Annotated in this window: 23 protein-coding genes; 18 read left to right on the top strand and 5 right to left on the bottom strand. The window is 67.8% G+C overall.

Going from position 1 to position 24,329, the window contains the following annotated elements:
• Positions 1-6 precede the first annotated feature (6 nt).
• Both AC1DYD_RS19605 and AC1DYD_RS19600 read right to left on the bottom strand, forming a co-directional pair.
• Positions 7-1,200 carry an efflux RND transporter periplasmic adaptor subunit gene (locus AC1DYD_RS19605; protein ID WP_478174419.1) on the bottom strand — a complete coding sequence of 398 codons (1,194 nt, stop codon included), beginning with the start codon at positions 1,198-1,200 and terminating at the stop codon, positions 7-9.
• Positions 1,197-1,874 carry a TetR/AcrR family transcriptional regulator gene (locus AC1DYD_RS19600; protein WP_478174418.1) on the bottom strand — a complete coding sequence of 226 codons (678 nt, stop codon included), beginning with the start codon at positions 1,872-1,874 and terminating at the stop codon, positions 1,197-1,199. The genes AC1DYD_RS19605 and AC1DYD_RS19600 overlap by 4 nt, the downstream gene beginning before the upstream one ends.
• Positions 1,875-1,972: 98 nt before the next feature.
• Here AC1DYD_RS19600 and msrA point away from each other — a divergent pair, with 98 nt between their 5' ends.
• The 4 genes from msrA to AC1DYD_RS19580 all read left to right on the top strand — a co-directional run bounded on the left by msrA (position 1,973) and on the right by AC1DYD_RS19580 (position 6,408).
• A complete protein-coding gene (gene msrA, locus AC1DYD_RS19595) occupies positions 1,973-2,524 on the top strand; it encodes a peptide-methionine (S)-S-oxide reductase MsrA (RefSeq protein WP_478174417.1) in 552 nt (183 codons plus the stop codon).
• A gap of 308 nt (positions 2,525-2,832) precedes the next feature.
• Positions 2,833-3,216 carry a hypothetical protein gene (locus AC1DYD_RS19590; protein WP_478174416.1) on the top strand — a complete coding sequence of 128 codons (384 nt, stop codon included), beginning with the start codon at positions 2,833-2,835 and terminating at the stop codon, positions 3,214-3,216.
• A gap of 76 nt (positions 3,217-3,292) precedes the next feature.
• Positions 3,293-5,410: a TonB-dependent receptor gene (locus tag AC1DYD_RS19585; protein ID WP_478174415.1), complete on the top strand. Its 2,118-nt coding sequence runs from the start codon at positions 3,293-3,295 to the stop codon at positions 5,408-5,410.
• A gap of 41 nt (positions 5,411-5,451) precedes the next feature.
• Positions 5,452-6,408 carry an AEC family transporter gene (locus AC1DYD_RS19580; protein WP_478174414.1) on the top strand — a complete coding sequence of 319 codons (957 nt, stop codon included), beginning with the start codon at positions 5,452-5,454 and terminating at the stop codon, positions 6,406-6,408.
• A gap of 7 nt (positions 6,409-6,415) precedes the next feature.
• Here AC1DYD_RS19580 and pdxH read toward each other — a convergent pair whose 3' ends face one another.
• The gene (pdxH, locus tag AC1DYD_RS19575) at positions 6,416-7,063 is read right to left on the bottom strand and encodes a pyridoxamine 5'-phosphate oxidase (protein WP_478174413.1); all 648 of its coding nucleotides are present in this window, start codon (positions 7,061-7,063) and stop codon (positions 6,416-6,418) included.
• Positions 7,064-7,103: 40 nt separating this feature from the next.
• Between pdxH and AC1DYD_RS19570 the strand changes: the two genes are divergently transcribed.
• Positions 7,104-7,673, top strand: coding sequence for a nucleotidyltransferase family protein (locus AC1DYD_RS19570; protein WP_478174412.1), 570 nt, complete (start codon positions 7,104-7,106; stop codon positions 7,671-7,673).
• Here the strand turns inward: AC1DYD_RS19570 and AC1DYD_RS19565 are convergent.
• Positions 7,670-8,206, bottom strand: coding sequence for a superoxide dismutase family protein (locus AC1DYD_RS19565; RefSeq protein ID WP_478174411.1), 537 nt, complete (start codon positions 8,204-8,206; stop codon positions 7,670-7,672). The two genes, AC1DYD_RS19570 and AC1DYD_RS19565, sit on opposite strands and share 4 nt — an antisense overlap.
• Before the next feature lie 7 nt (positions 8,207-8,213).
• On the bottom strand, positions 8,214-8,876 hold the full coding sequence (locus tag AC1DYD_RS19560; protein WP_478174453.1) for a gamma-glutamylcyclotransferase: 663 nt from the start codon (positions 8,874-8,876) through the stop codon (positions 8,214-8,216).
• Positions 8,877-8,996: 120 nt separating this feature from the next.
• Here AC1DYD_RS19560 and AC1DYD_RS19555 point away from each other — a divergent pair, with 120 nt between their 5' ends.
• The 13 genes from AC1DYD_RS19555 (at position 8,997) to AC1DYD_RS19495 (ending at position 24,317) form a co-directional block, all read left to right on the top strand.
• The gene (locus tag AC1DYD_RS19555; protein ID WP_478174410.1) at positions 8,997-9,542 is read left to right on the top strand and encodes an OmpA family protein; all 546 of its coding nucleotides are present in this window, start codon (positions 8,997-8,999) and stop codon (positions 9,540-9,542) included.
• Between the two features lie 129 nt (positions 9,543-9,671).
• The gene (gene edd, locus AC1DYD_RS19550; RefSeq protein ID WP_478174409.1) at positions 9,672-11,510 is read left to right on the top strand and encodes a phosphogluconate dehydratase; all 1,839 of its coding nucleotides are present in this window, start codon (positions 9,672-9,674) and stop codon (positions 11,508-11,510) included.
• Entirely contained in the window at positions 11,501-12,142 is a 642-nt protein-coding gene (eda, locus tag AC1DYD_RS19545) for a bifunctional 4-hydroxy-2-oxoglutarate aldolase/2-dehydro-3-deoxy-phosphogluconate aldolase (protein WP_478174408.1), read from the top strand. The genes edd and eda overlap by 10 nt, the downstream gene beginning before the upstream one ends.
• A gap of 10 nt (positions 12,143-12,152) precedes the next feature.
• Positions 12,153-12,878 (top strand): haloacid dehalogenase type II, encoded by a 726-nt coding sequence (locus AC1DYD_RS19540; RefSeq protein ID WP_478174407.1) that lies wholly within the window; start codon positions 12,153-12,155, stop codon positions 12,876-12,878.
• A gap of 238 nt (positions 12,879-13,116) precedes the next feature.
• Positions 13,117-15,765, top strand: a complete 2,649-nt coding sequence (gene tssH / locus AC1DYD_RS19535) for a type VI secretion system ATPase TssH (RefSeq protein WP_478174406.1) — start codon at positions 13,117-13,119, stop codon at positions 15,763-15,765.
• 62 nt (positions 15,766-15,827) lie between these two features.
• Positions 15,828-16,361, top strand: coding sequence for a type VI secretion system contractile sheath small subunit (gene tssB / locus AC1DYD_RS19530; RefSeq protein WP_478165823.1), 534 nt, complete (start codon positions 15,828-15,830; stop codon positions 16,359-16,361).
• A 40-nt stretch (positions 16,362-16,401) separates the two neighbouring features.
• Positions 16,402-17,898, top strand: a complete 1,497-nt coding sequence (tssC, locus tag AC1DYD_RS19525; protein ID WP_478174405.1) for a type VI secretion system contractile sheath large subunit — start codon at positions 16,402-16,404, stop codon at positions 17,896-17,898.
• Positions 17,899-17,981: 83 nt separating this feature from the next.
• On the top strand, positions 17,982-18,380 hold the full coding sequence (locus tag AC1DYD_RS19520; protein ID WP_478174404.1) for a BPSL0067 family protein: 399 nt from the start codon (positions 17,982-17,984) through the stop codon (positions 18,378-18,380).
• Positions 18,377-18,823 (top strand): STY0301 family protein, encoded by a 447-nt coding sequence (locus AC1DYD_RS19515; protein WP_478174403.1) that lies wholly within the window; start codon positions 18,377-18,379, stop codon positions 18,821-18,823. The genes AC1DYD_RS19520 and AC1DYD_RS19515 overlap by 4 nt, the downstream gene beginning before the upstream one ends.
• A gap of 53 nt (positions 18,824-18,876) precedes the next feature.
• Positions 18,877-19,359 (top strand): Hcp family type VI secretion system effector, encoded by a 483-nt coding sequence (locus AC1DYD_RS19510; protein WP_478174402.1) that lies wholly within the window; start codon positions 18,877-18,879, stop codon positions 19,357-19,359.
• Between the two features lie 116 nt (positions 19,360-19,475).
• Positions 19,476-20,072, top strand: a complete 597-nt coding sequence (gene tssJ, locus AC1DYD_RS19505) for a type VI secretion system lipoprotein TssJ (RefSeq protein WP_478174401.1) — start codon at positions 19,476-19,478, stop codon at positions 20,070-20,072.
• 37 nt (positions 20,073-20,109) lie between these two features.
• Entirely contained in the window at positions 20,110-21,465 is a 1,356-nt protein-coding gene (tssK, locus tag AC1DYD_RS19500; protein WP_478174400.1) for a type VI secretion system baseplate subunit TssK, read from the top strand.
• 41 nt (positions 21,466-21,506) lie between these two features.
• Positions 21,507-24,317 carry a type VI secretion system Vgr family protein gene (locus tag AC1DYD_RS19495; RefSeq protein ID WP_478174399.1) on the top strand — a complete coding sequence of 937 codons (2,811 nt, stop codon included), beginning with the start codon at positions 21,507-21,509 and terminating at the stop codon, positions 24,315-24,317.
• The last annotated feature ends 12 nt before the right edge of the window (positions 24,318-24,329 follow it).

Genomic DNA, 24,329 nt, shown 5'->3' with positions numbered 1-24,329 from the left:
CGACCCTCAGGGCGCGCTGCGCGCCGAAGGGGAGGCGGTCGGCGCCGGCGTCGCGGCGACCGGCATCAGCCGCACCGCCGTGCCCTGGCGCAGCGGCCCGAGGCTGCCGGCCACCACCAGCGCGCCGTCGTCGATGCCCCGCACCGCGACCATCGTCTGGCCGTCGACCTGGCCGCGCAGGCCGGTCTCGACCGGGCGATGCAAGATGCGCCCGTCGACCACCCTCTGCACATAGGGCGCCGGCTTGTCGGTGCGCACCGCGGTCAACGGCAGGGCCAGGGTTTCGGTGCGGCCGACGTCGATCGTGCCTTGCGCGAACAGGCCCTGGCGGAAGCCGGTGGAGCGGTCGAGCCGCAGATAGACCAGCACGCTGCGGCTGCCGGCCTGCGCGCTCGGATTGACGCGCACCACGCTGGCGCCGACGCTGCGTTCGCCGCTCTTCGGGTCGGTCGCGCTGCTGCCCTCGATCTGCAGGCTGGCGCGCTGGCCGACCCGCACCGCCACCGAGTCGGCCGCGGCCAGCGTGGCCTCGACCTCGATCCGGCTCAGATCGACCACCTCGATGATCTTCGCGTCGATGCCGACGCGCTCGCCCGACTGGGCGAGACGCTGCGACACCTGGCCCGCGATCGGGCTCTTGAGCACCGTGTCGTCGAGCGACTTGCGGGTCATCTCGACCGCCGCCAGCGCGGCGCGGTGCGTCGACAAGGCCGAATTGAGGTTCGATTGCGAGGTTTCGAGCGCGTTGCGCGAGATGAATCCCTGCTCGACCAGCGCCTTGTTGTTGTCGAAGGTGCGCTGCGCCACTTCGGCCTGGGCGCGCGACGAATCGGCCTGCTCCTGGGCCTGCCGCAGGCGCGACTGGTACTCGACCGGATCGATGCGCGCGATCACCTGTCCGGCTGCGACGGTGTCGCCTTCGCGCACCGTGAGGCCGATCAATTCACCGGCGACGCGCGCCTTGACCTGTGCCGAATCGACTGCGCGCAGCGTGCCCGAGACCGGCAGCATCTCGGCCAGCTCGCGGCGGGCCACCCGCACCACGTCGGCCGACGACAGCTCGACCACGGTTTCGGCCGCCGTGCTGCCGGCCGCCAGCCTGGCCTGCTGCGCCTTGCGCGCGCCGATGGCGCGCAGCGCGCCGCCGACGAGCAGCACCAGGATCAGTGCCGCAATGGCCCACTTCATCGTTCTTTTCATGCGGCAGCCTTCGGCGGCAGGCTGAGTCCGTGCAGCACGGTCTCGGCCTGGAGCGCCAGGTATTTCTCGGGGTCGATGTCGGCGGTGTGGTCGAAGCAGATGGCAGGCGAATGCTTCGTGAGCATCAGGAAGATCATCGGCGCGACGACGGTGTAGATCGCCAGGTCGACCTCGACCGGCGCGAACTCGCCGCGGTCGATGCCGCGCTGGACGATGCGCCGGAGCAGTTCGTGGCCCGGCTTCACCACTTCGCGGCGATAGAAATCGGCCAGCTCGGGAAAGTTCCGACCCTCGCTCATCATCAGCTTGGTCAGGCCCGAGGCCTTGGTGGCGCCGACCCGCTCCCACCAGACGCGCATGCAGTAGCGCAGCATGTCGGCGGTGCTGCCTTCGAATTCGTCGAACTCGCGGTTCCACTCGGTGAAGCGGCCGGCCAGGTTCTCGATCACGACCGCCTTGAACAGCTCTTCCTTGCTCTGGAAATAGAGGAAGAGGGTGCCCTTGGAGACGCCGGCGCGGGCCGCGACTTCTTCCGATCGGGTGGCGGCGAAGCCCTTCTCGACGAACAGGTCGAGCGCCGCCTCCAGCAGCTCGCCGGGACGGGCTTCCTTGCGCCGTTCGCGCTTGGCGCTCACGGGACAGAGCTTGTCCTTCAGGAATCGGGAGGCGGGCATGTTAATTAATGACTGGCGGGTTAGTAATGTAGTGAGGCCGTTGCACTGCGTCAAGCCGGCACAATGTGCGATAGGTCTCGAATTTCGCCGGAGCTGCCATGTCATCGCCATCCTCGTCCACTGAATCCATCGTCCTCGGCGGCGGCTGCTTCTGGTGCACCGAAGCCGTGTTCGACCGCGTGCAGGGCGTGGTCGACGTCGAGTCCGGCTACAGCAACGGCCAGACTCCGAATCCGAGTTACGAGCAGGTCTGCACCGGCCGCACCGGGCACGCCGAGGTCGTCAAGGTGGTGTTCGATCCGGCGCAGATCTCGCTGCGCGAGATCCTCGAGATCTTCTTCGTGGTGCACGATCCGACCACGCTGAACCGGCAGGGCAACGATGTCGGCACCCAGTACCGCAGCGGCATCTACACCGTCGGCCCGGCGCAGCAGCGGGTGGCCGAGGAGGTGATCCGCGAGATCGGCGACAGCCAGACCTACAGCTCGCCGATCGTGACCGAGGTCGAGCCGCTGGCCAACTATTCGGCCGCCGAGGCCTACCACCAGGACTACTTCCTGAACAACCCGAACCAGGGCTACTGCGCCTTCGTGGTCGGGCCCAAGGTCGAGAAGTTCCAGAAGACCTTCGCGGCCCGCGTCAAGGCCTGAGACCTCGCGGGACAGACCAAGAAGCTGCGAAGCATTTGCTCTGTCCTCGACCAACCTGAGACCTCGCGGGGCAGACCAAGAAGCTGCGAAGCAGTTTTTGCTCTGTCCTCGACCAACCTGAGACCTCGCGGGGCAGACCAAGAAGCTGCGAAGCAGTTTTTGCTCTGTCCTCGACCAACCTGAGACCTCGCGGGACAGACCAAGAAGCTGCGAAGCAGTTTTTGCTCTGTCCTCGACCAACCTGAGACCTCGCGGGACAGACCAAGAAACTGCGAAGCAGTTTTTGCTCTGTCCTCGACTGACTAAAGATGCCTTTTGCCCAGCGCTCCCTCCGCAGCCGCACCCTGTTGTGCGTGCTGGCGTTCGCGCTCTGGGCCGCGACCACGCTGGGCCTCATGCACGGCACGCTGCACGGCACGCTGCACGGTGCGCCTCCGGCGCCGGCGGCCGCCGTCTCTGCGCATGTCGCCGAGGAAGAGGCCCCGCGGGGGCTGTCGGCGCTTTTCGGTGTCCACACCGAGGCCGAGTGCCGGCTCTACGACCAGCTGTCCCACGGGTCGGCCGCGCCTTGCGTGCCCCCGGTCTTCCTGCCGGTGCTGCTGCCGGCCGCCAGCTTCGTCTGGCTCGAGGGCGAAGTCTTCGCCCGCTGGATCGCGCTGTTCGACGCGCGCGGTCCGCCTTCCACTCGCTGAACCCCCTGTGTTCCGGTTGCCGATCCCGCGTGGCGGGGTCGCGGCCGGCTGTTCATCGATTCAACGAGTGTTTTTCATGCCTTCTCCCTTTCCTCGCCATCGCGTCGGCGTCGCGGTGCTGTCCCTCCTGTCCTGCACGTCCCTCACTGCCTGGGCGCAGCAGGCCGCTCCCGAGGCGCCCGCCCCCTCGCTCGCCGAGATCACCGTCACCGGCAATCCGCTCGGCGCCACCGAGCTGATCGCGCCGACCACTTCGCTGTCGAACGAGTCGCTGCTGCTGCGCTCGCAATCCACGCTTGGCGAGACGCTGAACGGCCTGCCGGGCGTCGCCAGCACCAACTTTGGCCCCAACGCCAGCCGGCCGACGATCCGCGGCCAGGACGGCGATCGCATCCGCATCCTGCAGAACGGCGGCAGCGCGCCCGATGCCTCGGCCCTGAGCTACGACCACTCGGTGCCGGTCGATGCGCTGGTCACCGACCGGCTCGAAGTGCTGCGCGGACCGGCCGCGCTGCAGTACGGCGGCAGCGCGGTCGGCGGCGTGGTCAACGTGATCGACAACCGGATCCCGACCGAACCGATCGAGGGCTTCGGGGGGCGGGCCGATCTCGGCTACGCCACCGGCAACCGGGAGAAGGCGGGCGGTGTGGTGCTGGAAGGTGGCACCGGCCGCTATGCGCTGCACGTCGATGCCTTCCACCGCGATTCCGACGACGTCTCGGTGCCGATCGAGCTGGCCTGCGAGAACCCGAAGCGGCCGGGCTTCGCGCGCAAGATCTGCAACTCGGCCAACCAGGCCGACGGCGGCGCATTCGGTGGCACGCTGTTCTTCGACCAGGGCTGGATCGGCGCCTCGGCCAGCACCTACCGCAGCACCTATGGCACGGTGGCCGAGGACGACGTCACGATCGGCATGAAGTCCGACCGCTACGCGCTCGAGGGCGAATGGCGGGCCGGCGGCTTCTTCAGCAACGTGCACGCGAAATTCAGCCGCACCGAGTACCAGCACACCGAGTACGAGGGTCCGCTGCCCGGCACCACCTTCGCCAACGACAGCAACGACCTGCGCATCGAGGCGCGGCATCGCCGGATCGGCAAGCTCGAGGGCGTGGTCGGTTTCACGAGCGAAAGCGGCCGCTTCTCGGCCAATGGCGAGGAGGCCTTCGCGCCCGACAGCCGCACGAAGTCGAACGCGCTGTTCCTGCACGAGGAGCTCGGCACTTCGTGGGGGCGCCTGAGCTTCGGCGCCCGCACCGAAGAGGTCAAGGTGCGGTCGCTCGGCGATCCGACCAACCCGGAAGTCACGCGCTTCTTCGTCGGCGAGCGCGACTTCCACCCGAACAGCGCGGCCTTCGGCGCGCTGGTGAACCTGACGCCGCAGTGGCAGCTGACTTCCAACCTGGCCTACACCGAGCGGGCGCCCAAGGACTACGAGCTGTTCGCCAACGGCCCGCACGTGGCGACGGCGGCCTGGGAGACCGGCGACCCGAACCTCCGGAAGGAGGCGTCGACCGGCCTCGACCTCGGCGCCCAATGGAGGTCCGGCGCCAACACGGCCAAGTTCAATGCCTACGTGACCCGCTTCAGCAACTACATCGGGCTCACGGCCACCGGCAACGTGCGCAGTGCGGACGGCGAACTCAATCCGCCGCCGGTCGAGACGGCGGACGGGCAGTTGCTGTTCCCCGAGGTCTTCGCAGACTACGTCTACCACGGCGTGCGAGCCCGCTTCACCGGCCTCGAAGCCAACGGCAACCTGCAGTTGCTCGGTGCCGAGGGCTTCTCCCGCGCGGGCGACGGCTCGACCCTCGATCTCGAATGGCGTGGCGATCTGGTGCGGGCCACCAACACCGACACCGGCGAGCCGTTGCCGCGGATCGCGCCCTGGCGGATCGGCAGCACGCTGGCCTGGGGCCGGGGCGCGTGGACCGCACGGCTGGGCTTCGACTACAACGCGGCGCAGAACCGGGTGCCGCCGATGGGCGACCGCGCGACCGCGGCCTACACGCTGTGGAATGCGTCGATCAGCTACAAGCAGCAGGTGCAGCGCGCCAACCTCACGTGGTATGCGCGCGTCGACAACATCGGCAACGCGCTGGCCTACAGCGCGACCTCGATCCTGACGACGACCGTGTATCCGAATGCGCCGCTGCCGGGGCGCAGCTTGAAACTGGGGCTGCGCGCGACTTTCTAGGGCCCGGCAGCGGTCGGGTCCGTCGGCTATTCTCGACGGGCATGAATGGTCCCGTCGTTTCCTCGCTGCTGCCCGTGGTCATCCTCATCGCGGTCGGCTGGCTGGCGGGGAGGAAGCGCTGGATCCGCGGCGATTCGGTCAAGGACCTGTCCAACCTGGTGTTTCTGCTGCTGGCGCCGCCGCTGCTGTTCCGCTCGATGAGCGCGGTGCGCGTCGAGCAGCTGAGCCTGAAGCCGGTGGCGGCCTATTTCCTCGCCGCCGGCCTGATCTTCGCGGCCACGCTGGTGTGGCGCGGCTTCAACCGCACCGGCGTCGTGCTGGCGCTGGCCAACACCTACAGCAACACCGTGATGATCGGCATCGCGCTCGTGGGCCTGGCCTACGGGCCCGAGGGCATGGTGGTGCTGCTGACGCTGATCTCGCTGCATTCGCTGGTGCTGCTGACCAGCGCCACCGTGTTCCTCGAGCTCGCGCTGGCGCAGGAGGATGCGCAGCGCCTGCCGTCCGGTGGCGAAGGGCGGCCGCCGATGGCGCGCACGGTGGGGCGCGCCTTGCGCAACGCGATCATCCATCCGGTGCAGGCGCCGATCCTGCTGGGCTTGCTGTTCGCGCAGACCGGGCTCGCGATCCCGGCGGTCCTCGACCGGCCGCTCGCCCTGCTGGGGCAGGCCTTCAGCCCGGTGGCGCTGATGCTGGTCGGCATCACGCTGGCGCTGACGCCGGTCGGCCGGCATTGGCGGCAGGCGCTGGCCCACGCGTCGATCAAGAATCTGGTCCATCCGGCGCTGGTCGCCGCGTTCGCACTGGCCTTCGGCCTGCGCGGCCTGCCGCTGACCGTGATGGTGGTGGCGGCGTCGCTGCCGATCGGCGCCAACGTGTTCCTGTTCGCGCAGCGCTACCGGAGCTCGGAAGGCTTGATCACCGCCAGCGTGGTGGTCTCGACCGTGATGGCGCTGGCCTCGGTCTCGGTGGTGATGGCGCTCGCGGGCCGGCTCTGAGGCCTTGTCAGGGTGCCAGCCGCTCGCGCACCCAGGCGCCGCCCTCGGCGCGATAGCGCAGCCGATCGTGCAGCCGGCTCTTGCGCCCCTGCCAGAACTCCCAGCGGTCGGGCGCCAGCCGGAAGCCGCCCCAATGCGGCGGCCGCGGCGGCGAGAACAGGTGCTTCGCGGCCTGTACCGCGGCGTTCTTCACCAGCACGTCGCGTCCGCTGATGACCTCGCTCTGTGGGCTGGCCCAGGCGCCGATGCGGGAATCGAGCGGGCGGCTCGCGAAGTAGGCGTCGCTCTCGGCGGCATCGACCTTCTCGACCCGGCCCTCGATGCGCACCACGCGCTCGAGCTCGACCCAGTGGAACTGCAGCGCCGCGTAGGGATTGCCGGCCAGCTCCTGGCCCTTGCGGCTCTGGTAGTTGGTGTACCAGACGATGCCGCGGGCGCCGTAGCCCTTGATCAGCACGATGCGGGTGGAGGGGCGCAGGTCGCCGCCGACGGTGGCCAGGGTCATCGCGTTGGGTTCCGGCACCTGGGCGTCGATCGCCTCGGCAAGCCAGCGTTCGAACAGGTCGAGCGGGTCGGCGGCGCTGCTGGTTTCGTCGAGCGCGGCGCGCTCGTAGCTTTTGCGCAGTGCGGCCAGCGATTCATTGGAGGAACTCATGCCGTCATTGTTGCCCAAGCGAAGCGGACATACTGCGGCCATGAATGCCGCCACGCCCGAATTCCGCCCGCCGACCGTCATCGTTCTCGCCTCGGGGCGCGGCGAGCGCTTCCGTGCCGCCGGCGGCGAAGGCCACAAGCTGAGGGCGCCGCTGGCCGGCGCCACCGTGCTCGCGCACACGCTGGCCGCGGTGCGCGCAAGCGGCCTGCCCTGGCATCTGGAGGACGCGGGCCATCCGGGCATGGGCGACTCGATCGCCGCCGCGGTGCGGGCCACGGCCGACGCCGCGGGCTGGCTGATCCTGCCGGCCGACCTGCCGCTGGTGCAGCCCGCGACCCTGAATGCCGTGGCGCGTGCGCTGGGTCCGGCGGTGCAGGCGGCGCAGCCGCACTACGGCGGCCAGCGCGGCCACCCGGTGGGCTTCGCCGCCAGCTGCTTCGACCCGCTTTCGCAGCTGTCGGGCAACCAGGGCGCTGCCCCCGTGCTGCGTGCGCTCAGGGAGGCAGGGCAGGTGGCCGACATCGAGGTCGACGACATCGGTGTCGTGACCGACATCGATACGCCCGACGAACTCGCGCGCGCCGAGGCCTTGATGAAGGCGCGGCCCTAGTTCCGGGCGATGATCCCGCAGGCGATCCGCGGGCCCGAATTGCCGGCCGGCTGGGTCGTGAAGTCGTCGCGATCGCGGTGCACCACCAGCGCTCGGCCGATCACGTTGTTGGCGGCGCCCTCGGTCATCGAGATGTTGTGCACGTCGACGCTGAAGCGCGCCACGCCGGCGGCATCGGCCACCAGGCTCGGCAGCTCGCCCGCATGGCTGCCCGGGGCGGCGAACTTGCCATGGGTGCCGCCGGCCGGGTTGAAGTGGCCGCCCGAGGCATTGCCGTTGTCGCCGCAATCGCCCTTTTCGTGGATGTGGAAACCGTGCTCGGTGCCCGGCGCGAAGCCGCGCACCTCGCCCTTGACCCGCACGCCGTGCTCCAGCGCCGTGAAGCTCACCTTGCCCATGGTCGGATTCGGCGAGATCGCGCCGGTCGGCGCCAGCTCGGCGGTGGCGCCGGCCTTGGGGCCCAGGGTGCCGCAGGCGGCGAGCAGGCTGGCCACGGCAACGGCGAGGGCAGGGGCGATGAGGCGAGGGCGCATGGTCGGGTTACTCCTTGATGTCATTGGTTGAGGCTGACCCGCAAGGGTATACCCGAGCGAGCCGCTCGCCGCTGTGGGTCTGGGCCGACAGGCGGGCATCGGCCAGCTTCACCAGCCGCGCCAGCGCCGCGTCGTGGATCGCGTGCCGCCGCAGTTCCAGCAGGGTCTGCTGGGCGTAGTCGAGCGAACTGCCGTAGCGGCCGACCGCATTGGCGAAGATGTGGGCATAGCGTTCGTCGCTCAGTTCACCGGTGAAGTTCGGGCTGCGCCGCGACAGCGTGAAGGCCAGCGCCCGAACGGTCGAATGCGGCGTCGCGCATTCGAGCCAGCGCGGGTCGTAGACGCCGGTGGGCATCTCGCGCAGCCAGAGGCGGCCGAGCGTCTCCAGCCCGTCGGCGGCCGGCACCCTGAAGACCATGCCACGGCAACTGCCGCCCGACAGCAGCCCGAAGACCAGTCCCGGGTTCTCGACCGTGCCGCGGTTGATCCGGCTCCACATCTTGAGCGCCCGGTGCCAGCCGTGGACCCGGGCCGGATGCCGTTCGACGAAGCCGAAGTCGGGCCGCCAGATCAGCGAGCCGTAGCCGAACAGCCAGAGATCCTCGTGGCCGCCCCATTCGTCGATCACGCGCTCCAGCATCGGCTGCGGGTCGCGCAGGGGCTTCGGCAGGGGGTCCAGGCCGGGCGGCCCGGGGTCGCCGCCCGGGGCCGGGGAGGCGACACCTACAATTTCGCGGTCATGGTTCACCGCACCATTATTTACCGACCCCTCAACTACGGAGACCCGCCCATGTCCGCCACCAGCCATGACGAGAGCCAGCAGAACTTCATCCTCGCTTTCGTGCTCGGCCTGATCGCCCTGGTGATCCTGTTCGTGATCGCGATGGTGCTGTACGCCCGCAGCCACGCACCGGGCCCGGCGGCGGCGACGGCGCCGGTGGCCGCGGCCGCGCCGGCGACCACCCTGGCGGTGGTCACCGAGACCGTGACGGTGGTGATTCCCGACGGTGCCAGCATCCGGGTCGTCGGCGGGGTCGTGAACTTCTATTTCGCGACTGCCAGCGCCGACCTGGCGCCGGGCGCCGCCGAGGCCCTGGCGGCGGTGATCAAGGGCGTCGAGAGCGGCCGCAAGGCGGTGATCTCGGGCTTCCACGACACCACCGGCGATCCGGCGATCAACGAGGCGCTGGCCAAGAAGCGCGCCGAGATGGTGCGCGACGTGCTGACCGGCCTGGGCGTGCCGGCCGACAAGGTCGAGCTGCAGAAGCCGGCCGTGACCGCCGGCACCGGCAACAACGCCGAGGCCCGCAGGGTCGAAGTCAAGCTGCTCGACTGAAGCCGCAGCGCAAGAGGGTGTTCTTCATTTCGGAAAAAGCCCGGGTGTGTCCGGGCTTTTTCATGCGGGCTTGTTACCATGCGCTTCCGAGCCGCCCACGTTGGCTCACCGGCAGAGCGACAAAGCCCCATGACCACTCATTCCACCGTCCGCGCTGTCACCGAGCGCATCCGCGCGCGCAGCCTGAGCCTGCGCAGCGCCTACCTGCAAGACCTGGCCGAGACCCGCGGCCGCGATCGCGGTTCCGACCGCATGGGCTGCGCCAACGTCGCGCACGCGGTGGCCGGCATCCCGGCCAACGACAAGTTCAGGGTGGTGAGCGAGCGGGCGCCCAACATCGGCATCGTCACCGCCTACAACGACATGCTCTCGGCCCATGCGCCGTACCAGGCCTACCCCGACATCGTCAAGCACGAGGCCCGCCGGCTCGGCGCCACCGCCCAGGTGGCGGGCGGCGTGCCGGCGATGTGCGACGGCGTCACCCAGGGCACGCCGGGCATGGAGCTGAGCCTGTTCAGCCGCGACGTGATCGCGATGGGGACCGCGGTGGCGCTCACCCATGACATGTTCGATGCCGCGCTGCTGCTCGGCGTCTGCGACAAGATCGTGCCCGGCCTGTTGATCGGCGCGCTGCATTTCGGCCACCTGCCGACCGTCTTCGTGCCGGCCGGCCCGATGCCCTCGGGCCTCTCGAATACCGCCAAGTCCAAGGTCCGCGAGCAGGCGGCGCAGGGCCTGGTGGGCCGCCAGGGCCTGCTCGACGCCGAGATGCAGGCCTACCATGCGCAGGGCACCTGCACCTTCTACGGCACGGCCAACAGCAACCAGATGCTGCTCGAGGCGATGGGCCTGCATGTGCCGGGCTCGGCCTTCATCCAGCCCGGCGACAACCTGCGCGAGGCGCTCACGCGCGAGGCGGTTCGCACCGTGCTGGGCCGGGCGTCCGACAGCGCCTTCGCGGTGCCGCCGATCGGCGAATTGGTCGACGAGCGCGTGATCGTCAACGCCATGGCGGCGCTGCTGGCCACCGGCGGCTCGACCAACCACCTGATCCACTGGGTGGCGGTGGCGCGGGCCGCCGGAATCCTGATCGACTGGAACGATTTCGCCGAACTCTCGGAGGTGGTGCCGCTGCTGACGCGGGTCTATCCCAACGGGGTCGCCGACGTCAACGGCTTCCAGGCCGCCGGCGGCCCGGGCTTCGTGATCGGCGAACTGCTCGACGCCGGCCTGATGCATGCCGACGTGCTCAGCGTGCGCGCCGGCGGCATCCGCGAGTTCGCCGGCATCCCGGTGCTGGCCGGCGCACCCACGGACGAACGACCGCTCAAGTGGGAGTCCGCCGCGCCCTCGAAGGACGACACGGTCGCGCGCCCGGTCTCGGCGCCCTTCAGCGCCACTGGCGGACTCAAGCTGCTGCAGGGCAACCTGGGCCGCAGCGTGATCAAGATCTCCTCGGTGCCGGCCGACCGCCACGTGATCGAGGCGCCGGCGCGGGTCTTCGATTCGCAGGCCGCGCTGCAGCAGGCCTTCACGGCTGGGGAACTGGAGCGCGACGTGGTCTGCGTGGTGCGCTGGCAGGGCCCGAAGGCCAACGGCATGCCCGAGCTGCACAAGCTCACGCCGCCGCTGTCGGTGCTGCAGGGCAAGGGCTTCCGGGTGGCGCTGGTGACCGACGGCCGCATGAGCGGCGCCTCGGGCAAGGTGCCGGCCGCGATCCACGTCTCGCCCGAGGCCGCCGCCGGCGGGCCGCTGGCCAAGCTGCGCGACGGCGACCTGATCCGGCTCGACGGCGTGGCTGGCACGCTCGCCGTGCTGTTGCCAGAGGACGAATGGGCGGCCCGCGAAACCGCGACCATGCCCGACGAAGCGCGTGCCGCCAATGGCCGCGGCCTCGGCCGTGACCTGTTCGCCGGCATGCGGCGCAATGCATTGACTGCTGAAGAAGGAGCCTGCTCATGGCTGTGAACGATTCGATTTCCGCGCTCGACGTGATGCGCGACGCCCCGGTGATCCCGGTGATCGTGCTGCACGACGTCAAGGACGCGGTGCCGCTGGCGCGCGCGCTGGTGGCCGGCGGCATCCGCATGCTCGAAGTGACGCTGCGCACCCGCGAGGCGCTCGAGTGCATCGAGCTGATCGCCAAGGAAGTGCCCGAGGCCGTGGCCGGTGCGGGCACCATCCGCAGCGCCGCCGACGCCCAGGCCTCGGCGCTGGCCGGCGCGAAATTCGGCGTCAGCCCCGGCTACACGCGGGCGGTCGGCAAGGCCTGCCACGACCTCGGCCTGCCGCTGCTGCCCGGCGTCGCGACCGGCAGCGAGATCATGCTGGCCCAGGAAGACGGCCTGACCGAACTCAAGTTCTTCCCGGCCGTGCAGGCCGGCGGCCTGGCGATGCTCAAGGCCTGGCAAGGGCCCTTCGGCGACGTCAAGTTCTGCCCCACGGGCGGCGTCCATGCCGGCAACGCGCACGAGTTCCTCGCGCTGTCCAACGTGGCCTGCGTCGGCGGCTCGTGGATCGTGCCGACCGACGCCATCGCCGCCGGCGACTGGGGCCGCATCGAGGCGCTGGCGCGCGAGGCCAGCCAGCTGGCGCGCTGAGGGCCGGGGCATGGGAGAGATCCTGGAAGGCAGCGAACTGAAGGTCATCGCCTTCGACGTCTTCGGCACCGTGGTCGACTGGTATTCCGGCATTGCCGCCGAGGCCGAGCGGCTGCTGCCCGGTGTCGATGGCGGCGCCTTCGCGCTGGCCTGGCGCGCCGGCTACCAGCCCGCGATGCAGGGCGTGATGGAGCGCCTGGCGGCCGGCGAGGGCGGCTTCACGCTGCTCGACGAGCTGCACATGGGCATCCTCGGCGACGTGCTGCGCGAATTCGGCGCGGCCGATCTCGACGCCGACAGGAAGCGCGAGCTCAACAAGGCCTGGCACCGGCTGCCGGCATGGCCCGATGCGGTCGAGGGGCTGGCCCGGCTCAAACGCAAGTACACGATCTGCACGCTGTCCAACGGCAACATCGGTTTGCTCACCGAGATGGCCAAGCGCGCCGGCCTGCCTTGGGACTGCGTGCTGTCGGCGGAGGTGTTCAAGGCCTACAAGCCCGACCCGCGTACCTACATCGGCGTGGCCGCGGTGTTCGATGTCACGCCAGGGCAGGTGATGCTGGCGGCCGCGCACCACGACGACCTGGCGGCGGCCCGCGCCTGCGGCCTGCGCACCGGCTACATCGAGCGGCCCCTGGAGTTCGGCCCCGGGCGGCCGAAGGATGTCTCGCCGCGGCCCGACAACACGCTGCATGCACGGGACATCGGGGCGCTGGCGGATCTGCTGGGCTGCTGATTTTCCGCTGAAAGTACGCATGCAGATATTTCTCTGCATGTGTTCGATGCTTCGCTGCCGACTTCCGGAATAGGCCTACGGACACGTTTGTCTTGCGCACCTAAAGTGTGCGTCGACAAGAATGAACGTGAGGACGGGAGCCGGGCCGATGAAGACACACTCGAGAGCAGCTGCCCTCGCGCACTGCTGCAATGGCCGCGCCGCCTTGCTTCCGCGCAGCGCACGCTAAGGGCCGCGCATGGCGATTTCGCGACGAGCCTTGTTCGGCAAGCTCGACCTCACCCTGTTCCGCGCCATCGAATCGGCCACGGCATTCGCCAAGCTCCGAGGCAATCCCCATGTCGAGCTGACGCACTGGCTGCATCAGCTCTGGCAGCTCAGCGACAGCGACCTGCACCGGGTCTGCCGCCACTATCGAATCGAGCCGCAATCGGTCGAACGCGATCTGAGGTCGGCGCTGGCTGCGTTGCCCTCCGGGGCTTCGTCACTCAGCGACTTCTCTCATCACATCGGCACCGCGATCGAACGGGCCTGGATCCTTTCCAGCCTCGAGTTCGGCAGTCATTGCGTCCGCAGCGCCTGGTTGCTCGCTGCATTGCTGCAAACCCCCGAACTGCGCAGCGTGCTGCTGGCCATCTCGCCTGCCTTCAAGAAGATACCGGCCGACGAGCTGACCGAGTCGGTGGCGGCCATGATTGCCGGTTCCCCGGAATCGAACGAAGGGCCCCATGATGGCTCGGGCCTGGCATCGGCCGTGCCCGGCGAAGCCAGTAGCGCCATCGCGCAGGAAGCCGACGGAAAGTCGGCGCTCGCCAAATACTGCGTCGACCTGACGCTGCGCGCACGTGCCGGCGAGATCGATCCCGTGATCGGGCGCGAACACGAGATTCGCACGATGGTCGACATCCTGCTGCGCAGGCGGCAGAACAACCCCTTGCTCACCGGCGAGGCGGGCGTCGGCAAGACCGCGGTGGTGGAGGGGCTGGCGCTCGCCATCGCTCGCGCCGAAGTGCCGGCAAGCCTGCGCGAGGTCCGCCTGCTGAGCCTCGACGTCGGCGCGCTGCTGGCGGGTGCCAGCATGCGCGGCGAATTCGAGTCGCGCCTCAAGAGCCTGCTCGAAGAGGCGAGCCGCTCGCCGCAGCCGGTCATCCTGTTCATCGACGAAGTGCACACCTTGATCGGTGCCGGCGGCCAGGCCGGCACCGGCGATGCGGCCAATCTGCTCAAGCCGGCATTGGCGCGCGGCACCTTGCGCACCATCGGCGCGACCACATGGAGCGAATACAAGCGCCATATCGAAAAGGACCCGGCGCTTACGCGACGCTTCCAGGTGCTGCAGGTCGCCGAGCCCGAGGAAGCCTCGGCGATCGAGATGGTGCGTGGCCTGGTCGTCACCTTCGCTGCGCACCACGGCGTTGCCGTGCTCGACGAAGCCGTGCGTGCCGCAGTGCTGCTGTCGCATCGCTATATTCCGGCGCGGCAATTGCCCGACAAGGCCATCAGCCTGCTCGACACCGCCTGCGCCCGTGTCGCCATGTCGCTGCAAACGCCGCCGGCCGCGGTGGAGCATCTGCGCCAGCGCATCGCGGCCTTGCGGACCGAACTCGACCTGCTCGAAAAAGAACGCGTGGTCGCCCAGGGCCGGGAAGGCCGTTCGGCACGCATTGCCGCCATCCAGGCGGAGCAAGCTTGCGTGACTGACGAACTGTCGGCGCAGGAACGACGCTGGCAGGACGAACTCGCCATGGTCCGAAAGATCCAGGCATTGCGCACCGAGCATGCGGCCGACGCCGTGCCGGTGCCGTCCGCCGAACTGACGGCGCTCGAAGCCGCACTCGCCGATCGCCAGCAGGAGGCGCCGCTGATCTTCCCGCAGGTCGACGAAGACGTGGTCGCCGCCATCGTCGCCGACTGGACGGGCATCCCGGTCGGGCGCATGGTGCAGGACGATGTGGCCGTCGTGTTCCAGCTGCACGCGACGCTCGACCGCCGCGTCATCGGCCAGGGTGATGCGCTCAAGGTGATCACCGAGCGCGTCCAGACGGCCCGTGCGCGCCTGACCGATCCCGACAAGCCGGTGGGTGTCTTTCTCCTGGTGGGTCCATCGGGCGTGGGCAAGACCGAAACCGCACTGGCGCTGGCCGAGGCGATGTATGGCGGCGAGCAGAACCTCATCACCATCAACATGAGCGAGTTCCAGGAGTCGCACACCGTGTCGACGCTCAAGGGCGCGCCGCCGGGCTACGTGGGCTTCGGCGAGGGCGGCGTGCTGACCGAGGCCGTGCGCCGCAAGCCCTACAGCGTGATCCTGCTCGACGAGGTCGAGAAGGCGCACCCCGACGTGCACGAGATCTTCTTCCAGGTCTTCGACAAGGGCTGGATGGAAGACGGGGAAGGGCGGCGCATCGACTTCCGCAACTGCACGATCCTGCTCACCAGCAACACCGGCTCCGATCTGATCACGTCGCTGTGCGAAGACCCGGCGCTGATTCCTGGCGCAGCCGCGCTGCGCGAGGCCCTGCAGCCGCCACTGCGACAGGTGTTTCCGGCGGCCTTCATCGGGCGGCTGACCGTCGTGCCGTATCTGCCGCTGGCCGAGAGCGCGCTGGGCGACATCGTCACGCTGCACCTGAATCGCGTGGTCGACCGCATGCAGGCGCAGCACGGCATCGCGCTGAGCTACTCGCCGGCGCTGGTCAAGCACGTCATCGACCGATGCGGCACCCACGAGACAGGCGCGCGCCGCCTGATCGGCTTCATCGAGCAGAACCTGTTGCCGGTGCTTTCGCGGCATTGGCTGGGTGCCTTGCAGGCGCGGCGACGGATCGTTCGGCTGGCGGTCGACATGTCGAACGGAGACTTCGCCTGCGAAGTCGAGTACGGCTGAAGACATCGCAGCCCGACCCTTCACTCCCCTTTGTTTCATTTCATCCACCCCCCGGAGTCTTCATGAGCTACCAGAACAGCCAGAAATTCATTGCTCGCAACCGAGCGCCGCGCGTGCAGATTGAATACGACGTCGAGATCTACGGCTCGGAGAAAAAGATCGAGTTGCCTTTCGTCATGGGCGTTCTGGCCGACTTGTCGGGCAAGCCGGTCGAGCCGCTGCCCACGGTGAGCGAGCGCAAGTTCCTCGACATCGACATCGACAACTTCGACGAGCGCATGAAGGCGATCCAGCCGCGCGTCGCGTTCTCGGTGGCCAACACCCTGACTGGCGAAGGCCGCCTGATGGTCGACATGAGCTTCGAGAGCATCGACGACTTCTCGCCGGCTGCGGTGGCGCGCAAGGTCGGCCCGCTCAAGCAACTGCTCGACGCCCGCACGCAACTCTCGAACCTGCAGACCTACATGGATGGCAAGGCCGGGGCCGAGAGCCTGATCAACAAGCTCATGCAGGACCCGGCGCTGATGAAGTCGCTCGCTGCGGCACCGAAGCCCAAGGCAGCGGACGAGAGCGGCGCCGAAGCCGCCACGGCCTGATACCGCGCCGATTCACATCCAGTCTGACAGGGAGAAACCCATGAAGCCAAATACCAAGCAGGCCGCCGGCGCCGCGACCCCATTCGCCGAGATCTCCGATTTCTCGTCCTTGCTCGACAAGGAATTCAAGCCGAAGACCGAAGAGGCCCGCGATGCCGTCGAGGCCGCGGTCCGTACCCTGGCCGAGCAGGCGCTGGTCAACGCGGCCACGATGACCGACGACGCCTACAGCAACATCGAGGCGGTCATCGCCGAGATCGATCGCAAGCTGTCCGAGCAGATCAACCTCGTGATGCACAAGGAAGAATTCCAGAAGCTCGAGTCCGCCTGGCGCGGCATGCACCACCTGGTCTACAACACCGAGACCGACGAGAAGCTCAAGATCCGCTTCATGGACATCTCGAAGGACGAGATGCGCCGCACCATGCGCCGCCACAAGGGCATCGCCTGGGACCAGAGCCCGATCTTCAAGCGCGTCTACGAAGAGGAATTCGGGCAACTGGGCGGCGAGCCCTACGGCTGCCTGGTCGCCGACTACTACTTCGATCACACGCCGGCCGACGTCGAGCTGCTGGCCGCCATCGCCAAGATCTCGGCCGCATCGCATGCGCCCTTCATTGCGGGCTCGTCGCCGGCGCTGCTCGGCATGGAGTCGTGGCAGGAACTCGCCAACCCGCGCGACCTGGCCAAGATCACCTCGAACCTCGAACATGCGCCGTGGAATTCGCTGCGCGAGACCGAGGACTCGCGCTACGTGGGCCTGGCGATGCCGCGCTTCCTGGCGCGCCTGCCCTACGGCGTGAAGACCAACCCGGTCGACGAGTTCGACTTCGAGGAAGAAACAGAAGGCGCCGACCACCGCAACTACGTGTGGAGCAATGCGGCCTACGCCATGGCCGTCAACATCAACCGCAGCTTCAAGCTCTACGGCTGGTGCACCATGATCCGCGGCGTGGAATCGGGCGGCACGGTCGAGAACCTGCCGTGCCACACCTTCCCGACCGACGACGGCGGCTTCGACATGAAGTGCCCGACCGAGATTGCGATCTCCGACCGGCGCGAAGCCGAACTCGCCAAGGCCGGCCTGATTCCGCTCGTGCATCGCAAGAACACCGACCACGCGGCCTTCATCGGCGCGCAGTCGATGCAGAAGCCGCAGGAGTACATGGACCCGGACGCGACCGCCAATGCCAACCTGTCGGCACGGCTGCCCTACCTGTTCGCGAGCACGCGTTTTGCGCACTACCTCAAGTGCATCGTGCGCGACAAGATCGGCACCTTCAAGGAGCGCGACGAAATGCAGCGCTGGCTCAACGAATGGATCATGCATTACGTCGACGCCGATCCTGCCAACTCGTCCCAGGAAACCAAGGCCCGCCGGCCGCTCGCCGCCGCCGAGGTGGTGGTCGAGGACATCGAAGGCAATCCGGGCTACTACAGCGCCAAGTTCTTCCTGCGTCCGCACTTCCAGCTCGAAGGCCTCACAGTCTCGCTGCGCCTGGTCGCGAAGCTGCCTTCGCTCAAGGAAGCCGCCTAGGACGCCAGGCATTCCTGTCGTGGTCATGAGGGCGCAAGGCCCTCTGGCCGCTGAGGGCGCAGATCACAGACACAAAGGACGCCATGCCATATACCTACTCAAGGGCCGAAGAGTTGCACGATACCGAGCTGGTGGGCACGCACCAATGCGTGGCATTGCTGCAGCATTACGCCAAAGTGCCGCACACCAGCAGTTGGACAGAAGGATCCAAGGTGCTGGGCAATTCCAAAATCGCAAGGGGAACCGCCATTGCCACCTTCGTCAAAGGGAAGTATCCAAACAAGAGCAGCGGAAACCATGCCGCCTTTTATCTGAACCAGAACGCCGGCGGCATCTGGGTGATCGATCAGTGGAAGCACCCTGAAAAGCTGAAAGTCACGAAGCGCTACATCAAAGCGCTGGGGGCAAACAAGGATGGGACCTTTGTTCGCCCCAGCAACAACGCCGATGCGTTCTCAATCATCGAGCAGGCCTCCCGATGAGCGAAGGAATATGGTGGAACTCTCTTGTCGTCGGCACGCTGGCTTGGCTCGGCGCTTCTTGCAGCGCAGAGCCCCTCGCTTGCCCGCCTTCGACACGCATCGTGTCGGTCGCACTGACGGATGTGCCGACGAACTGGATCGCTGAGCCATCGGATGGGCGATTGAAATTGCTCGGGGTTCGATTCTATTCGGGGGCGCCGAGTGAAATGGCCGAACTGAAGCCTGATCCCATGTCTTCGAAGGAAAGGGGGGTGTCTCGGAGCCGATGGGATTTCGGTTCAGACGCGGCCTCAAAGGATGGTGTATGGATGCGGTGCGACTATGGAATGCAGGTGGTTTCCATGGCAACGAGAGTGCCCGACAACGTGACGCAATGCGTGGATCGTTTCAAAAAAACAAAAGGCGAATTTGCCTTCGAAGGGATCAGTTGCAAGACTGAGTAGGCCGGCGATTCCTCGCTGGCATTTTCAACACCTATTAAAAAAGGGATGAGCCAATGGCACAAGACATTTTTCTGAAGCTCGATGGCATCGATGGCGAGAGCCAGGATTCCAGTCACAAGAACGAGATCGAGGTGATCGACTGGTCTTGGAAAATTTCGCAGAACTCTTCCATGCACGCCGGCAGCGGCGGCGGGGCGGGCAAGGCGACCGTGGATGACCTGACCTTCACGCACCGTGTCGACAAGTCGAGCCCCAACCTCATGAAGTACTGCCTGACCGGCAAGCACGTTCCGCAGGCCAAGCTGACCGTTCGCAAGGCCGGTGGCAACCCGCTCGAGTACCTGACGATCACCATGTCCGACGTGATCATCAGCATGGTGCAGCCGAGCGGTCAAGCCTCCGACGAAATGATCCACGAGCAGGTCTCGCTTGCCTTTTCGAAGGTGAAGCAGGAGTACGCGGTGCAGAACGCCCAGGGCGGCAGCGCCGGCGCCATCACGGCCGGCTACGACATCAAGGGCAACAAGGAGTCCTGATGCCGAGGGCCCGGCATGCCGGGCCCTTCGAGGAAGCCAGCGTCCGTCCGCGAGTGCGTGCATTCGCGCGTCGGGGGCGGGCTCCTTTTCTTTTTTCGATCCTCACCAAGTTCAGCATGGCCCTCCACTTGTCAGCTCCCTGGCGCATCGCAATCGCCTGCGCGCTGGCGGCGATTGCCCTGACGGCGCGGGCGCAGATCTCGGTGTCCGTCGAGCCGCCGTCCATGCCCTCGGCACCATCCTTCGCCGCGCCGTCCTCGTTCTCGACGCCGTTCTCCTATCCAAGGGAGCAGACCAAGCTCGACATCAGGCTCACGGCGGCCAGCGACCTGAACCCGGACGACAAGGGCAGGGCGGCGCCGATCTTGGTGCGCATCTACGAACTGCGCTCCGAAGCCGGCTTCGAGTCGGCCGACTACTTCACGCTCCAGCAGCACGACAAGGCGCTGATCGGCAGCGACCTGCTGGTGCGCGAGGAATTCGTCATGCGGCCCGGCGACGTCCGGACCATCCGTCGCAAATCGCATCCCGACCTGGCCGCGATCGGCGTGCTGGCGGGCTACCGCGACCTCGCCCACGCCGACTGGCGCGCGGTGCAGAAGGTCGAACCCGCACCCGAGGCCGCCTGGTACCGGGCCGTGCTGCCGGCCCAGAAGCTCAGGCTGCAGATCGACCTGCAGGCCCAGGGCGTGCAGCTGACGCCCATCCATTGATTGATCCCCACTGCCTGCGAGCGGAAGCAACGACACCATGAGTTGGTACAACAAGGTCGCCTGGAGCGAAGGCCTTTTCCTGCGCCCGCAGCTGTTCCAGCAGCAGGAGCGCTACCTGGAACACCTGGCGCACAAGCGCGCCGCCGCGCTGAGCCCGTTCTATTGGGGCTTCGGCCGCTACGCCATCGATGCCGAGTCGCTGTCGCTGGGCAAGGTGGTGCTGGCGAGCGCGAGCGGCATCTTTTCTGATGGGACGCCCTTCGACACGCCCGGCCAGACGCTGCCGCCCGCGCCGCTCACGATCCTGCCCGAGCATCTGGAGCAGCTCATCTACCTCGCGGTGCCGATTCGCACGCCCAACGGCGAAGAGACGTCCTTCGACGACGGCGCGGAACTGAGCTCGTCGCTGGCCCGCTTCTCGGTCTTCGATTGCGAACTTCGCGATGCCAACTCCGTCGGGCAGGGCCCGAAGACCGTGCAGCTGTCGCGCCTGCGCCTTCGCCTGTTGCCGCAGCGCGAGATGACCGACGCCTGGATCGGCCTGCCGCTGACCCGCGTGACCACCTTGCGCTCGGACGGCAGCATCACGCTCGACACGCAGCTGATTCCGCCTGTGGCCGGCTATGGCGCGAGTTCGCTGCTGGCCGACTGGATCGCCAACCTGCACGGCCTGTGCCGCCTGCGTGCCGAATCGCTGGCGGCGCGGCTCAGCGGCAGCGACGGCAAGTCCAGCGAGGCGGCCGAGGTGTCGGACTTCTTGCTGCTGCAGATCCTCAATCGCTACGAGCCGATGCTGGCGCATTGGCTGCAGGTGCGCGAGACCTCGCCCGAGGCGCTCTACGTCGCGCTGCGCACCCTGAGCGGCGAGCTCGCGACCTTCGTGCGGGCGAGCACGCGCCGGCCGACGGAGCATCCGGCCTACCAGCACATGGACCCCTACCTGTCCTTCAGGAAGCTGGTGGGCGACGTGCAGGCGCTGCTCAACGATGTGCTGGTGCGCAGTGCCCAGAGCATTCCCTTGGCCGATCGGGCCAACGGCGTGCGCGTGGCGAGCGTCGACCTCGGCGAGCTGCAAGGCTTTGCAAGCCTTGTGTTTGCCGTCGCGGCCCATGCGCCGCCCGATGTGCTTGCCAGCCAGTTTCCTGCGCGCTGCAAGGTCGGCCCCAGCGACCGCCTGCCTGAGCTCATTCGCTCGCACCTGCCCGGGATCCCGCTGCAGGCGCTGCCGGTGCCGCCGCGGCAGATCCCGTTCAACGCCGGCTTCGTCTATTTCCAGATCGATTCGCGCGGCGCTCTGTGGGAACACCTGCTCAAGCACGGCGGGCTCGCGCTGCACATCGCCGGCGAGATCCCGGGCCTGCGCATGGAGCTGTGGGGCGTGCGAGAGAAGTAGGCCCGCCGCACCGCGGCGCCATCACGTAGAGGAGATCCATCATGTCGAGCAACCACACCCTGTCCATCGAGTCCCCGGCGATCCCGGTCGTCCTGGGCCGTCCGGCGCTGGAGCCCGTGCGCCTGTCGGGCCGCGAGGGCTTGAACAGCCTCTTCGAATACGAGCTTCTGCTCAAAACGCCCGATGCCTTGAACCTCGGCGCCAGCGGCGCAGCCGACTTCGATCTCGACGACTTCATCGGGCGCGAGATCAGCTGCAACATCCAGCTCGACGGATCGGGCGAATTCATTCCCGGCGCGGTCGGCGCCAGCGTGGACCACGTGGGCGCCGGCACCCGCCAGATCAACGCCGTGATCGCGGTCGCGGCCTTCTGGGGCGAGGAGGGGCGGCACCTCCAGTACAAGCTCACGCTGCGCCCCTGGCTGCATCTGCTGGACCAGAGCACCGACTGCAAAATCTTCCAGAACAAGACCGTCGTCGAAATTCTCGATGAACTGCTCGGCGCCTACCCCTTCCCGGTCGACAAGCGCCTGTTCGACAGCTACCCCCAGCGCGACTACCAGACCCAGCACAACGAGAGCGACTTCGAGTTCTTCTCGCGCCTGTGCCAGGAGTGGGGCATCAGCTACCACTTCGAGCACAGCGAAGGCAAGCACCGGCTGGTGCTCAGCGACGCCATGGCCGCCTACCGCGAGAACGATAGCGAGGCCTACCGGCAGGTCGAATATCACGCGCCCGGCTGGAAGATCGATGCCGAATACCTCCACAGCTTCGTGCCCGAGCACCAGCTCACCAGCGGGCGCTACACCACCCGGGACTACGACTACACCCGTCCGCGTGCTGACCTCACCCAATCGCGCAGCGACCCGCGCCCCACCGGCCAGGCCGACGGCGAGGTCTACCAGTGGCACGCGGGCCGGGGCGGCAGCCACTATGCGCAGCCGCGAGCCGGCACCGCCGAGGCCAACGACCCGCAGGACGAAGGCCGCCAGCTGGCGCTGCTGCGCATGCAGGCCCTGCGCACCCATGGCGCCAGAGCCAGGGCCAGCGGCAACCTGCGCGGCATGGTGCCCGGCTGCACCTTCAAGCTGCAGAAGCACCCGCGCCAGAAGGCCAATGCCGAGTACCTCATCCTGGACACGCACTTCCTGATCGAGGATGTGGCCCAGGACAGCCAGGTCAAGGATGCCGCGCCCGGACGCAAGCAGCAATGGAAGGTCGAGGTCGACTTCACCGCTCACCCCGTCACCGAGCCGCTGCGCCCGGCGTTGACCCAGCCCAAGCCCTACGTGCGGGGTCCGCAATCCGCTCTGGTCGTCGGACCCGAAGGGCAGAACGTCTGGACCGACCACCTCGGCCGCATCAAGGTGCAGTTCCCCTGGGACCGCATCGGCGACAAGAACGCCAACAGCTCCTGCTGGGTGCGCGTGAGTTCGCCATGGGCCGGCAACCAGCTGGGCGCCACGCACGTCCCGCGCATCGGCCAGGAGGTCATTGTCGACTTCCTGGGCGGCGACCCCGACCTGCCGATCTGCGTCGGGCGCGTGCACAACCAGAACAACCTGCCGTCTTGGCGGTTGCCCGAGCAGTACGCCATCAGCGGCTTTCGCAGCCGCGAGCTGACCCAGGGAGGCGGAAACTCGAGCGCGGGCCGCAGCAACCACCTGCTGATGGACGACACGCCAGGCAAGATCCAGACGCAGTTCAAGAGCGACTACCTGAGCACCTCCCTCAGCCTGGGCCGCATCACGCGCATCGAAGACAACGCCGGGCGCAAGGACTATCGGGGGCAGGGCTTCGAGCTTCGTAGCGATGGCCACGGCGCCATCCGGGCGCGCTGGGGCCTGCTAGTCACCACCGAAGCGCGCACCGACGCCGCATCGCACGTGCTCGACAGTGGTGAAACACTGCAACGCCTGGCGCAGGCACGGGACCAGCACGAGGACCTCGCCGACACGGCGCGCAACGGCGGGGCTCAGGACGATGACGCCGACCAGAGCGACGTCTGCGCCGCCCTCGAGCGCCAGAACGACGAGATCAAGGGCATCGCCGACGCCGGCGACGCGGAAAGCTTCCCCGAATTCGAGGCGCCTCATCTCGTGCTCGCCAGTCCTGCGGGCATCGAAAGCACCACGCCGGCCAGCACGCACATCGCCAGCGGCGAGCACGTCGCAATCACCAGCGGCAGGCACACCAGCGTCAGCGCGGCCGGCAACCTGCTCGCCAGCGTGAAGGGCGCCATCCGCCTGTTCGCCTACAAGGCCGGCATTCGCATCGTCTCCGCGCTGGCCGACATCGACATCAAGGCCTTGAAGCAGAGCATCCACCTGCTCGCCAAGCTCGACGTCACCATCACCGCCAACCGCATCACCATCACGGCCAAGGAAGAAGTGCTCGTCAATGGCGGCGGCAGCTACACCTTGTGGAAGGCGGGCCAGATCGAAAGCGGCACCAGCGGCCAGGTCACCGTCTACGCAGCCAGCACCAGCCATCCCGGTCCGCGCACCAAGCCGGGCCCCCAACTGCCCGAGCCGCCCCTAGCCAAGGGCAACCTGGCACTGTCGCTCGTCGCCTTCGCGCAGCATGGCCACCTTTTCGTCGGGGAGCCCTATGAGCTCTACCGGGGCGGCGCATTGATCGCCAAGGGCATCACCGACAAGCACGGCCGCATCGAGATCAAGGACCACCCCGAAGGCACGCCGGCCTACAAGGTCAGGCTCTTCAACGGGGCCGAGTTCGACCTTCAGGTCAGCGACCGACTCAGCGGTGGCGAGCAGCAGGAGTCCAGCGCCGGCTTCCGCCGCACGGCCGGCCCGGGCCTGCGCCGCGACAGCTACCCCTCGTTGACTTGACCGCCCCTGTCT

The sequence above is a fragment of the Variovorax sp. P4_B11 genome (genome assembly GCF_056402355.1).
Note: the sequence above shows the minus strand (reverse complement) of the source record. Positions and strands in the feature narration are given on the sequence as shown.

Excerpts from the sequence above, each read along its gene's own strand:
- tssK (WP_478174400.1), top strand. The coding sequence starts at position 20,110 with ATGAGTTGGTACAACAAGGTCGCCTGGAGCGAAGGCCTTTTCCTGCGC.
- AC1DYD_RS19605 (WP_478174419.1), bottom strand. The coding sequence starts at position 1,200 with ATGAAAAGAACGATGAAGTGGGCCATTGCGGCACTGATCCTGGTGCTG.
- AC1DYD_RS19600 (WP_478174418.1), bottom strand. The coding sequence starts at position 1,874 with ATGCCCGCCTCCCGATTCCTGAAGGACAAGCTCTGTCCCGTGAGCGCC.
- msrA (WP_478174417.1), top strand. The coding sequence starts at position 1,973 with ATGTCATCGCCATCCTCGTCCACTGAATCCATCGTCCTCGGCGGCGGC.
- tssJ (WP_478174401.1), top strand. The coding sequence starts at position 19,476 with ATGGCCCTCCACTTGTCAGCTCCCTGGCGCATCGCAATCGCCTGCGCG.
- pdxH (WP_478174413.1), bottom strand. The coding sequence starts at position 7,063 with ATGAGTTCCTCCAATGAATCGCTGGCCGCACTGCGCAAAAGCTACGAG.
- AC1DYD_RS19590 (WP_478174416.1), top strand. The coding sequence starts at position 2,833 with ATGCCTTTTGCCCAGCGCTCCCTCCGCAGCCGCACCCTGTTGTGCGTG.
- tssH (WP_478174406.1), top strand. The coding sequence starts at position 13,117 with ATGGCGATTTCGCGACGAGCCTTGTTCGGCAAGCTCGACCTCACCCTG.
- AC1DYD_RS19515 (WP_478174403.1), top strand. The coding sequence starts at position 18,377 with ATGAGCGAAGGAATATGGTGGAACTCTCTTGTCGTCGGCACGCTGGCT.
- AC1DYD_RS19495 (WP_478174399.1), top strand. The coding sequence starts at position 21,507 with ATGTCGAGCAACCACACCCTGTCCATCGAGTCCCCGGCGATCCCGGTC.
- eda (WP_478174408.1), top strand. The coding sequence starts at position 11,501 with ATGGCTGTGAACGATTCGATTTCCGCGCTCGACGTGATGCGCGACGCC.
- tssC (WP_478174405.1), top strand. The coding sequence starts at position 16,402 with ATGAAGCCAAATACCAAGCAGGCCGCCGGCGCCGCGACCCCATTCGCC.
- AC1DYD_RS19585 (WP_478174415.1), top strand. The coding sequence starts at position 3,293 with ATGCCTTCTCCCTTTCCTCGCCATCGCGTCGGCGTCGCGGTGCTGTCC.
- AC1DYD_RS19520 (WP_478174404.1), top strand. The coding sequence starts at position 17,982 with ATGCCATATACCTACTCAAGGGCCGAAGAGTTGCACGATACCGAGCTG.
- edd (WP_478174409.1), top strand. The coding sequence starts at position 9,672 with ATGACCACTCATTCCACCGTCCGCGCTGTCACCGAGCGCATCCGCGCG.
- AC1DYD_RS19580 (WP_478174414.1), top strand. The coding sequence starts at position 5,452 with ATGAATGGTCCCGTCGTTTCCTCGCTGCTGCCCGTGGTCATCCTCATC.
- AC1DYD_RS19565 (WP_478174411.1), bottom strand. The coding sequence starts at position 8,206 with ATGCGCCCTCGCCTCATCGCCCCTGCCCTCGCCGTTGCCGTGGCCAGC.
- AC1DYD_RS19510 (WP_478174402.1), top strand. The coding sequence starts at position 18,877 with ATGGCACAAGACATTTTTCTGAAGCTCGATGGCATCGATGGCGAGAGC.
- AC1DYD_RS19570 (WP_478174412.1), top strand. The coding sequence starts at position 7,104 with ATGAATGCCGCCACGCCCGAATTCCGCCCGCCGACCGTCATCGTTCTC.
- AC1DYD_RS19540 (WP_478174407.1), top strand. The coding sequence starts at position 12,153 with ATGGGAGAGATCCTGGAAGGCAGCGAACTGAAGGTCATCGCCTTCGAC.
- AC1DYD_RS19555 (WP_478174410.1), top strand. The coding sequence starts at position 8,997 with ATGTCCGCCACCAGCCATGACGAGAGCCAGCAGAACTTCATCCTCGCT.
- tssB (WP_478165823.1), top strand. The coding sequence starts at position 15,828 with ATGAGCTACCAGAACAGCCAGAAATTCATTGCTCGCAACCGAGCGCCG.